General features: G+C 69.4%; 13 protein-coding genes. 3 read left to right on the forward strand and 10 right to left on the reverse strand.

Going from position 1 to position 12852, the window contains the following annotated elements; all coding sequences use genetic code 11:
• Window positions 1-140 precede the first annotated feature (140 nt).
• The 5 genes from PKE84_RS07845 to PKE84_RS07865 all read right to left on the reverse strand — a co-directional run bounded on the left by PKE84_RS07845 (window position 141) and on the right by PKE84_RS07865 (window position 4864).
• Window positions 141-377, reverse strand: coding sequence for a hypothetical protein (locus tag PKE84_RS07845; RefSeq protein ID WP_271176676.1), 237 nt, complete (start codon window positions 375-377; stop codon window positions 141-143).
• Window positions 378-379: 2 nt separating this feature from the next.
• The gene (locus PKE84_RS07850; RefSeq protein ID WP_373877126.1) at window positions 380-1621 is read right to left on the reverse strand and encodes a sugar ABC transporter permease; all 1242 of its coding nucleotides are present in this window, start codon (window positions 1619-1621) and stop codon (window positions 380-382) included.
• Window positions 1618-2460 carry an ATP-binding cassette domain-containing protein gene (locus PKE84_RS07855; protein WP_271177131.1) on the reverse strand — a complete coding sequence of 281 codons (843 nt, stop codon included), beginning with the start codon at window positions 2458-2460 and terminating at the stop codon, window positions 1618-1620. The genes PKE84_RS07850 and PKE84_RS07855 overlap by 4 nt, the downstream gene beginning before the upstream one ends.
• 19 nt (window positions 2461-2479) lie before the next feature.
• Entirely contained in the window at window positions 2480-3586 is a 1107-nt protein-coding gene (locus PKE84_RS07860; RefSeq protein ID WP_271176677.1) for an ABC transporter substrate-binding protein, read from the reverse strand.
• Between the two features lie 96 nt (window positions 3587-3682).
• Entirely contained in the window at window positions 3683-4864 is a 1182-nt protein-coding gene (locus PKE84_RS07865; protein WP_271176678.1) for an ROK family transcriptional regulator, read from the reverse strand.
• A 121-nt stretch (window positions 4865-4985) separates the two neighbouring features.
• Between PKE84_RS07865 and PKE84_RS07870 the strand changes: the two genes are divergently transcribed.
• Entirely contained in the window at window positions 4986-5372 is a 387-nt protein-coding gene (locus PKE84_RS07870; RefSeq protein ID WP_271176679.1) for a hypothetical protein, read from the forward strand.
• Between the two features lie 28 nt (window positions 5373-5400).
• On the opposite strand, the gene PKE84_RS07875 is transcribed toward PKE84_RS07870, so the two are convergent.
• Complete coding sequence (locus PKE84_RS07875; RefSeq protein WP_271176680.1) at window positions 5401-5781, reverse strand: DUF1304 domain-containing protein; 381 nt, start codon at window positions 5779-5781, stop codon at window positions 5401-5403.
• 37 nt (window positions 5782-5818) lie between these two features.
• Here PKE84_RS07875 and PKE84_RS07880 point away from each other — a divergent pair, with 37 nt between their 5' ends.
• Window positions 5819-7054, forward strand: a complete 1236-nt coding sequence (locus PKE84_RS07880) for an FAD-dependent oxidoreductase (RefSeq protein WP_271176681.1) — start codon at window positions 5819-5821, stop codon at window positions 7052-7054.
• A 41-nt stretch (window positions 7055-7095) separates the two neighbouring features.
• Here the strand turns inward: PKE84_RS07880 and PKE84_RS07885 are convergent, their stop codons facing one another.
• Together PKE84_RS07885 and acuI are read right to left on the reverse strand one after the other, a co-directional pair.
• Window positions 7096-7476, reverse strand: a complete 381-nt coding sequence (locus tag PKE84_RS07885) for a DUF1304 domain-containing protein (protein ID WP_271176682.1) — start codon at window positions 7474-7476, stop codon at window positions 7096-7098.
• Between the two features lie 48 nt (window positions 7477-7524).
• Window positions 7525-8547 (reverse strand): acrylyl-CoA reductase (NADPH), encoded by a 1023-nt coding sequence (gene acuI / locus PKE84_RS07890; protein ID WP_271176683.1) that lies wholly within the window; start codon window positions 8545-8547, stop codon window positions 7525-7527.
• A gap of 117 nt (window positions 8548-8664) precedes the next feature.
• Here acuI and PKE84_RS07895 point away from each other — a divergent pair, with 117 nt between their 5' ends.
• The gene (locus tag PKE84_RS07895; protein WP_271176684.1) at window positions 8665-10065 is read left to right on the forward strand and encodes an LssY C-terminal domain-containing protein; all 1401 of its coding nucleotides are present in this window, start codon (window positions 8665-8667) and stop codon (window positions 10063-10065) included.
• Between the two features lie 44 nt (window positions 10066-10109).
• Here PKE84_RS07895 and PKE84_RS07900 read toward each other — a convergent pair whose 3' ends face one another.
• Both PKE84_RS07900 and trhO read right to left on the reverse strand, forming a co-directional pair.
• Entirely contained in the window at window positions 10110-11690 is a 1581-nt protein-coding gene (locus tag PKE84_RS07900; RefSeq protein WP_271176685.1) for a Na+/H+ antiporter, read from the reverse strand.
• Window positions 11691-11790: 100 nt separating this feature from the next.
• Complete coding sequence (gene trhO, locus PKE84_RS07905; protein ID WP_271176686.1) at window positions 11791-12690, reverse strand: oxygen-dependent tRNA uridine(34) hydroxylase TrhO; 900 nt, start codon at window positions 12688-12690, stop codon at window positions 11791-11793.
• Window positions 12691-12852 lie beyond the last annotated feature (162 nt).

Below are 12852 nucleotides of genomic sequence, written 5' to 3' on the forward strand. Positions count from 1 at the left end.
GTACTCCGAGGTCGCCCGCCCCGTCAAGCCCCGCTTCGTTGAGGGGTGGCAAACGCGCCTAAACACGCCGAAGGAACCTGCTTTTGCCACCCCTCAACGAGAAGCGAGAGGCGAACGCGAACGGAAGGGAGAAACCGGGCTCAGATGTCGGCGTCGGCCGCCGAACGCTGCACCGACTCCACGTACGAGTACGTCGCCTCGTTGGGCCACCCGTCCGCATCCACCAGCGCGTACACGTCGAACGTCAGCTGGTCGCCCCCGCCGGCCGCCCGGCGCAGTGTGCGCGGGGGAGCGTCCGACGACGCGCGCACCGTGATCGTCTGCGGCTGCACATCCCGCCGCAGCAGCCGGGCCCGGAACGTCGTCGTGCGCGTCATCGTCACGCCTGCCCGTGCGACGCCCGCGAGCGACGCGAGAGCGAGTCGATGATCACCGCGAGCAGCGTCACCACGCCCGTGATCATGTAGCGGTATGAGCTGTCGAGGTTGAGCAGGATCAGCCCGTTCGAGATCGATTGGATCACCAGGATGCCCACCAGCGCCGACCACGCCCGCCCACGTCCGCCGAACAGGCTGGTGCCGCCGATGACCGCAGCGGCGATGGCGTTGAGGCTGGTGTCCGTGCCGCCGCTCGACAACGACACCGATGCCAGCCGCCCGGCCGCGAGCACGCCGCCCAGCGCGGCGAAGCTCGAGCACAGCACGAACACGCTGATGTAGACCCGATCGACCCGGATGCCCGACCGCCGGGCAGCCTCGACGGAGCCGCCGACCGCGTACACCGAGCGGCCCCAGCGGGTGCGCCGCAGCAGGAAGTTCATCAACGCGACGAGGATCACGAAGAGCAGGAACATCGCCCCGACCCCGCGGTCCTTCGCGAGGTACCAGACCACGACGCAGAGCGCCACGAGCAGGAGCGCGGCCTTCAGCGTCGCCAGCGTCAGCGAGCCCTCGGGCAGGCCGGCGCGACGGCGGCGGACGATCGTGCGCCAATCGGTGAGGAACATCCCGAGCGCCGCGATCCCGGCGACGGTGTACGCCAGCCACGGCGGCAGGAACAGCTGCTGCGTGAAGAAGACCAGCGGGGAGTCGAACGGGATGTTGATCGTGCTGTTCTTGCCGAGCACCCAGAACTGCAGGCCGAGCACCGAGAGCAGTGCGGCCAGCGTGATCAGGAAGCTGGGCACCCCGAACGACGTGAAGAGCAGCCCGTAGATCAGGCCGAGCACGCTGCCGGCGAGGATCGCGGCGACGATCGAGACGGCGAGCGGCCAGCCCAGATTGACGAACGTGACGCCGACGATCACCCCCGAGAGGCCGCTGACGGCGCCGACCGAGAGGTCGATCTGGCCGATGAGCAGCACCAGCACGATCCCGATCGCGATGGTGCCGACGGCCGCGCACTGCACGGCGAGGTTCACCAGGTTCTGCGGCGACAGGAACGTCGGGTTGAGCAGCTGGAAGATCGCCCAGATCAGCACCAGGCCGACCACGACCGGCAGGCTGCCGAGGTCGCCGCCCCGCACGCGGTGGCCGAAGCCCGTGACCACGTCGCGGATCGTGTCGCCACGGGGGATCCGGTCGGTCGGCACCGGGGTGGGCGCCGTTCGGGTGCGGGTCACAGGGCACCCCCGTCGAGGCGGTCGGCGTCGTCGAGGCGCTCTGCGCGGTCGAGCCGGTCCGCGCGCCGGCTGACCACGTTGTCGGTGGCGCCGGTGATCGCCGAGATGATGTCTTCGTAGCTGACGTCGGGGATGCGGAAGTCGCCGTTGTTCCGGCCGAGCCGCAGCACCGTGACGCGGTCGGCGACCGCCTGCACGTCGGCCATGTTGTGGCTGATCAGGATGACGCCGAGACCCTGCTCGCGCAGCCGCTCGATCAGGTTGAGCACCTCCGCCGTCTGGGCGACGCCGAGTGCCGCGGTCGGTTCGTCGAGGATGACCACGCTCGGCTCCCCGACGAGCGAGCGGGCGATCGCCACCGTCTGCCGCTGGCCGCCCGACAGCGTCGCCACGGCGACCCGCACCGACGGGATGCGCGCCGACAGCTGGCGGAGCAGACTCCACGCCCGGCTCTCCATCTCCTCCTCGTCGAGCGTCCCGTGGCTGATCTCCCGGCCCAGGAACAGGTTGGCGACCACATCGAGGTTGTCGCACAGCGCGAGGTCCTGGAACACCGTCGCGATCCCGAGTTCCCGCGACGCGGCCGGGCTCGGGATGCTCACCTGTTCGCCGTCGAACCAGATCGTCCCGGCATCCTGCGGGTGCACACCGGCGAGGATCTTGATCAGCGTCGACTTGCCGGCGCCGTTGTCGCCGACGATCGCCACGACCTCGCCGGCGAACACCTCGAAGTCCACCTCGGTCAACGCCTGCACGGCCCCGAACCACTTCGAGATGCCGCGCATCGAGAGCACGGGTTCACGTGCGCTCGTCGCGTCTGCGAATGCGGGGGATTCCATCGTCACGGTGCTGTTCGTCCTATCCGATTCCGTGCTGGGCGCAGGCGGCCTTGTAATCGCCCGCGCAGATCTTGGCGGCTGTCGCCGGCCCGTAGAACTTGTCCTTCACGACGGAGCTTTCCACATTGTCCGCGGTCACGGCAGTGACGCCGAGGAGGAACGAGGGGATCTCGGCGGTGCCGACACGAACCGTCGTGTCCGCAGGCGGATGCTCGGAGCGCGTGAGGGCGACAGCGAGCTGCGCCGCTTTCTCGGCTTCCGGCTGGATCGCCTTGTAGACCGTCATGTACTGGTCGCCGGCGAGGATGCGCTGCACGGCGGCGAGTTCCGCATCCTGTCCGATCACGGGCCGGAGCGGGGTGACGTCGGCCGCTTTGAGCGAGGCGATCGCGGCGCCGGCGAGCACGTCGTTGGCGGCGTAGATCCCGTCGATGCGGTCGCCGAACTGGGTGATCTGCCCGGTGACCCAGTCCTGCGCCTTGGCCGGGTCCCAGGCCGGGGTGTCGTACTCGGCGAGCAGCCGGTAGCCGCTCTTGTCGATCACCGAGTGCGCGCCCTTCTTGAACAGCGCCGCGTTGTTGTCGGTGGGCGATCCGTTCAGCATCAGGATGCCGTGGTCGCCTTTCCCCGCGCCGTCGGCTGCGAGCTTGTCGATGAGCGCCTGCGCCTGCAGCCGGCCGACCTTCTCGTTGTCGAACGAGATGTAGTAGTCGAGATGCTCGCTGTCGACCAGGCGGTCGTAGGAGATGACCGGGATGCCGTTGGCGCGGGCCTCGGCGGCGATCGAGGCGGCCGCCTGGGAGTCGAAGGGGTCGAGCACGAGCACGCTCACGCCCTGCGCGAGCATCGACTCCGCCTGCTGCTGCTGCTTGCCCGCGTCGCCGTCGGCGTTGGCGTAGAGCAGGTGGCATTTCGGGCAGAGCCGGGTGAGCTCGGCCGCGAAGTACGGCTTGTCGGCGCTTTCGTAGCGCGCGGTGACGGAGTCGGGCAGGAGCAGGCCGATCTTGGCCGTGCGGGGGTCGACGCTCGGCCGGGTGCCGGGGTTGACGGCATTGCTGCAGGCGGCGAGAGCGATCGCGACGACGAGGGCGGTCGTTGTCGCGAGGAGGGATCGCGCGATCTTCACGGGTGCCTCCGTTCGGGTCGTGGCAGGGTGCGGGTTGATGGGTCGGGCATGGTGCCGGGTGTCGTGTCGGGTGTTCGGAGCATGGGAGTCATGGCATCAGTACGGCATCAGGTCGCCGCCGATGTTGGCGCGGTCGGCGGCGTAGATGACGGCACCGAGGGTCGCGGCGCGATTGCCGAGCTGGCCCTCGACGATCTCGGGTGCGACATCGGCGCCCCCGATGATGGACCGTTCCACGGCGTGCCGCAACGGTCCGAGCAGCAGTTCTCCGGCGCGGGCGAGCTCGCCGTCGACGATGACGAGCTCCGGGTCGAACAGGTTGCACAGGTTCGCCGTCGCCTCGCCGACGTGGCGTCCCGCATCGCCGATGGCCCGGATGCACCGCGCGTCGCCCGCCTTCGCCTGCGCCACGACGTCGCCGAGTTTGAGACTGCCGAGGTGGTCGCGCAGCTCGTCGAGGATGGCGGGGCCGCCGGCGATCGCCTCCAGGCAGCCGCGGTTGCCGCAGCGGCAGAGCGGACCGTTCTCGCGCACCACCATGTGCCCGAACTCGCCGGCGATGCCGTGCGAGCCGCGGTAGAGCTGGCCGTTGAGGGTCAGGCCCGCGCCGATGGTGTCGGCGATGTCGAGGGTGACGGTGTTCCGGATGCCGCGGCCGGCTCCGAGGCGGGACTCGGCGAGCGCCGTCAGGTTGGCGGAATTGTCCACGAAGACGGGCCGCTTCACGCGGCGCTCCAGCGACTCGGCGATCGGCACGCCGTCCCAGCCGCGCATCATCCCGAGGCGTGCGACGGTGTGCGTCGCCTGGTCGATCGGCGCCGGAACCGCGACGCCGACGGCAAGCACCTCGTCACGACGCGCGTCGACCGAGTCGAGCATGTCGGTGAGCAGCAGCGACACCTTGTCGAGTTCGTTGTCGGCGCGATGGTCTTTGGCGAGCGGCATGTGGTGCTCCGCCACGACCGTATGGGCGACGTCGGCGAGGGCGATGCGCATGTGCCGCGTCGACACGTGCACTCCGACCACCAGTCCGAGCGCGTGTGCGAGCGTCACGTGCTGCGCCCGTCGCCCGCTCCGGATGCTCTGCGACGTGTTGAGCACGCCGGAGCTCGACAGCTCTTTGACGATGTTCGACACCGTCGCGGGGGAGAGCCCGGTCGCGCCGGCCAACTCGATCTGGGTCAGGCCGCCGTGGTGTTTGATGGCGTTGACGATGCGTGCCCGGTTCGCCTCGCGCAGAGAGGTCTGCGATCCCGGTGTCCGACGCTGCGTTGCCACCAGATGAGCGTACAGCGCGCGACCTGGCACTCACCCGGTGTGGGAATGCACGCGGCAGACGGTTATCTCTTTGTGAACATTCGACGCGCACGACAGGGGTGGGAGTTGGCAGGATAGGGATATGGCCGACATGCATGTGCACTCCGATCGTCTGGAGATCCATCTCACGGCGGCCGAGAAGGTGCTCGCCCTGAAGCGGGACGACCTGCTGATCCCGCGGGAGAGCATCCGGTCGGTGGCCATCACGGAAGACCCGTGGATCTGGATCCGCGGCATCCGGGCTCCGGGCGCGGCCGTGCCGCTGACGCTCGCGATCGGCACCTGGAAGTTCCACGGCGGCAAGGACTTCCTGCTCATCAAGGGCAAGCAGCGCGCGGCCGTGGTGATCGACCTCGAGGGCGAGGAGTACTCGCGCGTGATCGTGTCGACCCAGCACGCCGCCAAGCTCATCGAGACCCTGCGCGTCGACGTGAACGACATCGGCGCCGCCGGCGAGGCAATCGACTAGAGCCGCCTGCTGCGAGCATCCTTCACGGTCAGCCGAGCGCGAGCAGCACGAGCCCCACGAGCGGGAGCACGCCCTGCAGCAGAGCGGCGCGGAGGTACCTGCGGCCGGTGGTGAGCAGCACGAGCGCCGCCAGCACCATGCAGGTCGCACAGAAGAACACCAGCCCGAAGCCGACGTCGCGCAGGGTGGTCCAGTAGAGCACGAGACCTACGGCAGTGCCTCCGGCGAGGAACAGGTTGTAGAAGCCCTGGTTGTATGCCATCGGCCGCACGATGTCGGCGTCGTCCTGCGACGCGACGCCGAACCGCCGCCAGACGGTCGGCGACGACCACATCACGCTCTCCATCGCGAAGAAGAACAGGTGCACCAGCGCGGCGGCCGCGATCAGAATGGATCCGATGATGGCCATGTGGTGAGCATACGCTGGGGTTCGGGAGGGACAGCGGATGGAAACGTCGTGTGTGATCGCCGGAGGCGGCCCGGCTGGAATGATGCTGGGGCTCATCCTCGCCAGGGCGGGGCTGGATGTCGTGGTGCTCGAGAAGCACGCGGACTTCTTCCGCGACTTCCGCGGCGACACCATCCATCCGTCGACCATCACGCTGCTCGGGGAACTGGGGCTGCGTGAACGATTCCTCGCGCTGCCGCACAACAGCATCCGCACGCTGGATGCGGTGGTGAACGGCACACGCCTCCATCCGATCGACTTCGGCCGGCTCGGCCCGCCCGACGACTTCCTCGTGCTCGCGCCGCAGTGGGACTTCCTGAACTTCCTCGCGGCCGAGGCGGCGCAGTACCCCGGCTTCCACCTGCTGATGGAGACCGAGGCCACCGGCGTGATCGAGGAGGCGGGCATCATCCGCGGGGTGACGGTCGACGGTCCGGATGGCGCCCTGGAGGTGCGGGCGCCCCTGACGATCGCCGCCGACGGCCGCGACTCGATCGTGCGCCGGGCTGCGGGTCTGCGACCGCGCGCGTTCGGCGTCGCGATCGACGTGCTCTGGTTCCGCATCCCCAAGCCCGCGGTGGTGCCGCCGAGCACGCTCGCCTACGTCGACCGCGGCGGGATGATCGTCACGATCGATCGCGGCGACTACTACCAGACCGGGCTGATCATCCCCAAGGGCGGCTTCGACGAGCTCAAGGCGGCGGGGCTGGAGGAGTTCCACCGGGTGCTGGCCGGGATCGCGCCCGTGCTGAAGCCCGTGGTCGGCAGCATCGAGAGCTGGGACGACGTGAAGCTGCTCTCGGTGCAGATCGACAGGCTCGAGCGCTGGTACCGTTCCGGGCTCCTCGCCATCGGGGATGCGGCGCACGCGATGTCGCCGGCCTTCGGTGTCGGCGTCAACTACGCGATCCAGGATGCGGTGGCCGCGGCGAACGCGCTGGTCGCGCCCCTGAGAACGGGTGCGGTCGATCTGCGGGTGCTCGATGCCGTGCAGGAGCGCCGGCTGCCACCGGTGGCGCGGATGCAGGGGCTGCAGTTGGCGGCGCATCGTCGGATCGCGCGGCCCGGCGGTGCGGCGATCCTGCCGGACCCGGCGCCGGAGCCGCTGCGGCTGGCGCTCGACGCCGCCATGCCATTGCTGCAACGGGTGTCGGCGCGCGTGATCGGCCGCGGCTTCCTCCCGGAGTCGCTCGCTCCCGAGCTCCGGGAGCCGGCGCGCGTGGCCGCCGTCTAGCGCCCGCCGGCGCGTGCTCGCCGTCTACGCGTGCTCGCCGTCTAGGAGAGCAGCATAAGCACGAAGCCGATCAGCGGCAGCGTGCCCTGGATGATCGCCGCGCGGATGAAGCCGCGACCGGTGGTGACGAGCACGATCGCCGCGGCGAACATGCTGGCCGTGGTGAAGAGGATGAGCGACAACCCGGCCGCGTGCATCCCGACCCCGTAGAGAATGAGGCCGACGATGGCCCCGATCGCGAGGAACAGGTTGTAGAAGCCCTGGTTGTACGCCATCGGACGCACCGTGTCGGCGACCTCCTGCGAGGCGATGTTGAACCGCTTCCACACGGCCGGCCGCGCCCAGCCGACGCTCTCCATGACGAAGATGGCGATGTGCAGGGCCGCGGCGAGGGTGACCACAACGGTCGCGAGGACGATCATGCTGTCAGCATAGGGCCGCCGGCGCCCACGGCTCCGGACCCCCGCACGTCACTCCCGCACGTTCACCACGGTGCGCCCGCGCAGCCGGCCGGCCAGGATGTCGTCGGCCGCCGGCACCGCCTCGGCCAGCGGGATGAACGTGGTCATCGCCGCGAGCGACTCCGGATCCAGGTCGGTCGCGAGCCGCCGCCAGGCCGTCTCGCGCAGCGCGAGCGGCGCATCAACCGAGTTGATCCCGGCGAGCGTGACACCGCGCAGGATGAAGGGCAGCACCGTCGCCGGGAGGTCGGAGCCCTGCGCGAGCCCGCACGCGGTGACCGTACCGCCGTATCTGGTCTGCGCGATCGCGTTGGCGAGCGTGTGGCTGCCGACCACGTCGACGACGCCCGACCAGCGCTGGCGCTGCATCGGCTTGCCCGGCTCCGTCAGCTCGGATCTGTCGATGATCTCGCTCGCGCCGAGGTCCCTCAGGTACGCCGACTCCTCCTCGACGCGGCCCGTCGATGCCGTAACCGGGTAACCCAGTTTCGCGAGGATCGCGACGGCGACCGATCCGACACCGCCGGCGGCTCCGGTGACGAGCACGCTGGATTCGTCGGCGCGCACCGCATCAGGATCGAGGCCGTGCCGTTCGAGCGCGAGCACCGAGAGCATGGCGGTGAATCCCGCGGTGCCGATGGCGGCGGCCTGTTCGCTGGTGAAGATGTCGGGGACGCGCACGAGCGAGGCGCCGCTGACCCTGGCGCGCTCGGCGAGGCCGCCGTTGTGACTCTCCCCGATGCCGCTGCCGTTCAGCACGACGCGGTCGCCCGCGCGCCAGTTCGGGTCGTCGGACTCCTCAACCGTTCCCACGAGATCGATGCCCGGGATGAGCGGCGAGGTGCGCGCGACCCCCGGCTTCCCCGCGACGGCCAGCCCGTCTTTGAAGTTGAGGTCGGAGAACTCGACGGCGATCGTGACATCTCCCGGCATCAGGAACGCATCCGTGATGCGTCTCACCTCCGCCGTGTGCGCCAGGATGCGCCCGGCATCCGTCTCCTGTTCGATCACGATCGCCCGGAAGTCCGTCATGGCTTTCACCCTACGCCGCGAGGTCGGCGGCTACGGGCGAGGCCGGCGGGAGCCGCATCCGGACGGCCGCGGGAGCCGCATCCGGACCGCCGCCGGCGCCGGTCATAGGATGTCCCCATGCCGCAGACGACGGTACCGAAGACGCGGTCGGCCACGGCCCGCCCGCGGTCGGTCAACGCCGTCGTCGACAACCTCTTCTTCGTGTTCGGTGGCGTCGCCGCCGTCTGGCTCGCCTGGATCGCGCTCACCGAGAGCTTCAGCTGGGGGTGGTTCCTCGCCCTCTTCTTCGTGCTGTTCTGGTTGCTGCTGGCATACCTCGTGCTGCCGCGGCTGCATCGCATCCTGACCTCGGTCTACGTGCCCGACTACTTCATCGGCCGGGCCCGCACGAGCGATGGACTGCTCGGCGACCCGATCAATCTGGCCGCCGTCGGCACGGAGGCGCAGCTCGACGAGGCCATGTCGAAGGCCGGCTGGACGCGCGCCGACGAGATCACGCTGCGGTCGAGCTGGCGCATCATCACCTCGACCCTGCTGCGGCGGAGCTACGACGAGGCGCCGGTGAGCCCGCTCTACCTGTTCGGTCACCAGCAGGACATCGCCTACCAGCAGGAGGTGCAGGGCAACCCGTCCAAGCGCCATCACGTGCGGTTCTGGCGCTGCCCCGACGGCTGGTTCCTGCCCGGGGGCCATCAGGCCGACTGGATGGCGGCCGGCACCTTCGACCGCGCGGTCGGCTTCTCGCTCTTCACCCTGCAGATCACTCACAAGATCGACGCGAACACCGACATCGAGCGTGATCACATCGTCTCCACCCTCACCGACGCGGGGGTGGGCGTGCAGGTGAACGTGATCAAGGACTTCTCGACGGGCTACCACGCGCGCAACGGCGGCGGGGACAGCATCGAGACCGACGGCGACCTGCCGGTCATCGACGTGCGGTCCGTCCCGGTCGAGGCCGAAGCCATCGCGGTCGCCGATCAGGCGGATGCACGCCGTGCCGCGCTCGCCGAGCAACGCCCGATCCCGACCGTCCTCGGTTTCCTGCTGATGATCCTGCGCATCGGGGCCGGCGTGGTGTTCATCCTGCTCACGGTGCTCGACTGGCGGCATTTCATCGCCTCCCTGATCGCGGAGTCGACGGTGCCGCTGGATGCGCAGTCGCGGCAGGCCGTCACCGTCGTGCTGATCATCGCGCTCGCCGTGTGGGGTGCGGGACTGCTGATCTACCTGGGGCTCGCCCTGCTGGTGCTGCGCGGCAGCAACTGGGCGCGCATCGCGTCGATGGCGTTCAGTTCGTTCTTGATCGTGCTGGCCGCGATCGACTTCTTCAACGGCGGTCCGCAGGTGTCGTTGCGGAACAACGTGTTCGGCCTGCCGCTCGACATCCTCGTCGTGCTGGCCTTGTCGTCGCAGCGGGCGCGGCTGTGGGCGCGCCGTCCGCGCCGACGCGGCGCTGAGAGCACCGATCCGGTCGTGAGCGACCGCGCTGCGGCCGACGGCACGACCGTCGCCTGAGCTATGGCGTCGCCCGGGCGACGCGGTCGGGCAACGCTCGACACTCAGAGCAGCGGCTTGCGCGGCCCCGACGACTTGAGCGCCGCTTCTTCCGCGTCGAGGAAGGCCAGCACGGAGCGCACGGCCAGATCCTGGTAGCGTCCCTCCGATCGGGCTGCCAGCACCGCCTCCCGCTCGGCCGTGATCATCGACCGCCGCAGGTGCAGGTACTCGACCGGTACGTCCTCGTCTTCGTTCGGGCTCGGGTTCTCGAGCGCGTCCGAGAGGAACACCGCATTGATGCGCAGCCGCTCGATGACCCGATGGTCCTCGGTGCCGGTGACTCTCGTCTGCAGATGGTCGAGCCCCGCCGTCTGCGCTTCGGCGAGCAGCCGCTGCATCTCTCCGGCCTCCTGGGCGAAGTCGGGCGGCGGCAGCCGCAGCCGCCGGATGATCCAGGGCAGGGCGAGCCCCTCGAGCAGCGTCGCGACGACCACGACGAACGCGAGGAACTGCAGGAACTCGCGGTGGGGCGTCCCGTCGGGCAGCAGGAACACCGCTGCAAGTGTGACCACGCCCCGGATTCCCGCGAACGAGACGGCGATGGCGGTGGGCCAGGTCCAGCCACGATCGCGCAGGCGCTGCGGACCGTAGCGGTAGATCGCCGTGGTCAGCACCATCCAGATGAATCGCGCGGCGAACAGGGCGAGCAGCACGACGATGCTGATCACCACCGTCTGCCCGACCGTGATGCCCGAGCTGAACGCGCCGCGGAGGATGCCCGAGAGCTCGAGGCCGATGAAGAGGAAGACCGCGTTCTCGAGCAGGAACTGGATCGTGCGCCAGTTGATGGTCTCGGCGATGCGCGCCTCGGCTGTCTGGATGGTGGGCGAGCGGTAGCCGAGGTACAGGCCGGCGACCACGACGGCGAGGATGCCGGAGCCGTGCAGGAACTGCGCGGGGATGAAGGCCAGGTAGGGCGTGACGAGGCCGAGCGAGGTGTCGAGCACGGGGGAGCGCAGCTGCTTGCGGATGATCGCCAGCAGGTAGCCGATGCCGAGCCCGACCGCGACGCCGACGACCACGGCGAGCACGAAGTCGCCCGCGATGGCCCACGGATTGACCACGCTCACAATGGCGGCGATCGTGGCGTTGAGCGCGACGAGGGCGGTGGCGTCGTTGAGCAGGCTCTCGCCCTCGAGCACCGTGACGAGTCGGCGGGGCAGGTGCAGCCGCCCCGCGATCGCCGTGACGGCGACCGTGTCGGTGGGTGCGACGACGGCGCCGAACGCGAACGCGGCCGCGAGGGTGAGCGCCGGAACCACCAGCCAGGTCGCGACGCCGACCACGACCACGGTGAAGACCACGAGGCCGACCGACAGCAGCAGGATGCTGTCGCGGCGCGCCCTGACGTCGACGAACGACGTCTGGATGGAGGCGGCGAACAGCAGCGGAGGCAGCAGGCCGAACAGCACGATCTCGGGCTGCAGCTGCACGTTCGGCACACCCGGGATGAACGAGGCGCCGGCCCCGACGGCCACCAGCACCACCGGCGCCGACCAGCCGACGCGGCGCGACAGACCGGTGACGGTGACCGTGACGAGTACGAACGACACGATCCAGACGATGGTGGCGACCGGATCCATGGAGTTCATGATGGCCGCAACGCCCCCGGGGCGGCAATGTTTCCCGCGTTACGGTGGACGGCTGATCGCTACGAGCGAATGTGGAGGAGGACCGTCTGGGTCACGCCGCGTGCGCGACGCAGTTCACGCGCGCACCCTCGTCCGCGCACCCGTCGCACACCACGAGCTGCTCGCGGCATGACGGGTCGGCGCAGTTGCGCATCCGGTTCGTGTCGGCGCCGCAGCTCACGCACGTGCCGAGCACGGCGGCGTAATCGGTGAAGTCGATCGATCCCCGCCCGTCGAACACGTAGAGCGAGCCCTCCCACAGTCCATCGTCGCCGAACGTCTCGCCGTAGCGCACGATCCCGCCCTCGAGCTGGTAGACCTCGCCGAAGCCCCGTGAGCGCATCAGCCCGGAGAGCACTTCGCAGCGGATGCCGCCAGTGCAGTAGGTGACCACCGCCTTGTCTTTGAGGTGGTCGTAGCGGCCGCTCTCGAGCTCTGCGACGAATTCGCGCGTATTCGACACGTCGGGCACGACCGCGTCGCGGAACCGCCCGATCTCGGCCTCGAACCGGTTGCGCCCGTCGAAGAACACGACGTCGTCGCGGCTCTCGACCATCTCGTGCAGGGCCGTCGGGTCGAGGCGCTCGCCGCCGCCGACCACGCCGGAGGCGTCCACCTGCAGCTCGCCGGGCGCGCCGAAGCTCACGATCTCGTCGCGGACCTTCACCGACAGCCGGGGGAAGTCCAGGCTGCGCCCCTCGTCGTCGAGGCCGCTTCCCTCGCTCCACTTCACATCGAGGTCCTTGAACGCGGGATAGTCCTTCGTCTTCCGCAGGTAGCGTTTGACCGCACCGAGCTCGCCGCCGACCGTGCCGTTGATCCCGTGCTCCGAGATCAGGATGCGCCCCCGCAGCCCCAGCGACTCGCAGAGGTCGCGCTGCCACAGTCGCACCGCATCCGGATCGGCGAGCGGCGTGAAAGCGTAGTAGAGGAGGATCTTCGGCACGGGCACCGCTCCATGCTAGGCCGGACCCCCTGTGTGGATTCTCAGTTCACGAGCATCATTCGGTTTCCTCTCGTTCACCCGCATCGGCGATGCTAGGGGTGTACAGAATGCTTGAGAAGTTCAGAATGCTTGAGGCGTACAGTTCATGTCGCGCAGAGGAGGTGGGTC

It is taken from the genome of Leifsonia poae (assembly GCF_027921845.1).
In the GTDB taxonomy this organism is placed as follows: Bacteria; Actinomycetota; Actinomycetes; order Actinomycetales; family Microbacteriaceae; genus Leifsonia; species Leifsonia poae.

What these genes read in the sequence shown, in the direction of transcription:
- acuI (WP_271176683.1), bottom strand. Translation starts at nt 8,547, where the DNA reads ATGACGGACTTCCGGGCGATCGTGATCGAACAGGAGACGGATGCCGGG.
- PKE84_RS07880 (WP_271176681.1), top strand. Translation starts at nt 5,819, where the DNA reads ATGGAAACGTCGTGTGTGATCGCCGGAGGCGGCCCGGCTGGAATGATG.
- PKE84_RS07870 (WP_271176679.1), top strand. Translation starts at nt 4,986, where the DNA reads ATGGCCGACATGCATGTGCACTCCGATCGTCTGGAGATCCATCTCACG.
- PKE84_RS07900 (WP_271176685.1), bottom strand. Translation starts at nt 11,690, where the DNA reads ATGGATCCGGTCGCCACCATCGTCTGGATCGTGTCGTTCGTACTCGTC.
- PKE84_RS07875 (WP_271176680.1), bottom strand. Translation starts at nt 5,781, where the DNA reads ATGGCCATCATCGGATCCATTCTGATCGCGGCCGCCGCGCTGGTGCAC.
- PKE84_RS07895 (WP_271176684.1), top strand. Translation starts at nt 8,665, where the DNA reads ATGCCGCAGACGACGGTACCGAAGACGCGGTCGGCCACGGCCCGCCCG.
- PKE84_RS07845 (WP_271176676.1), bottom strand. Translation starts at nt 377, where the DNA reads ATGACGCGCACGACGACGTTCCGGGCCCGGCTGCTGCGGCGGGATGTG.
- PKE84_RS07885 (WP_271176682.1), bottom strand. Translation starts at nt 7,476, where the DNA reads ATGATCGTCCTCGCGACCGTTGTGGTCACCCTCGCCGCGGCCCTGCAC.
- PKE84_RS07855 (WP_271177131.1), bottom strand. Translation starts at nt 2,460, where the DNA reads ATGGAATCCCCCGCATTCGCAGACGCGACGAGCGCACGTGAACCCGTG.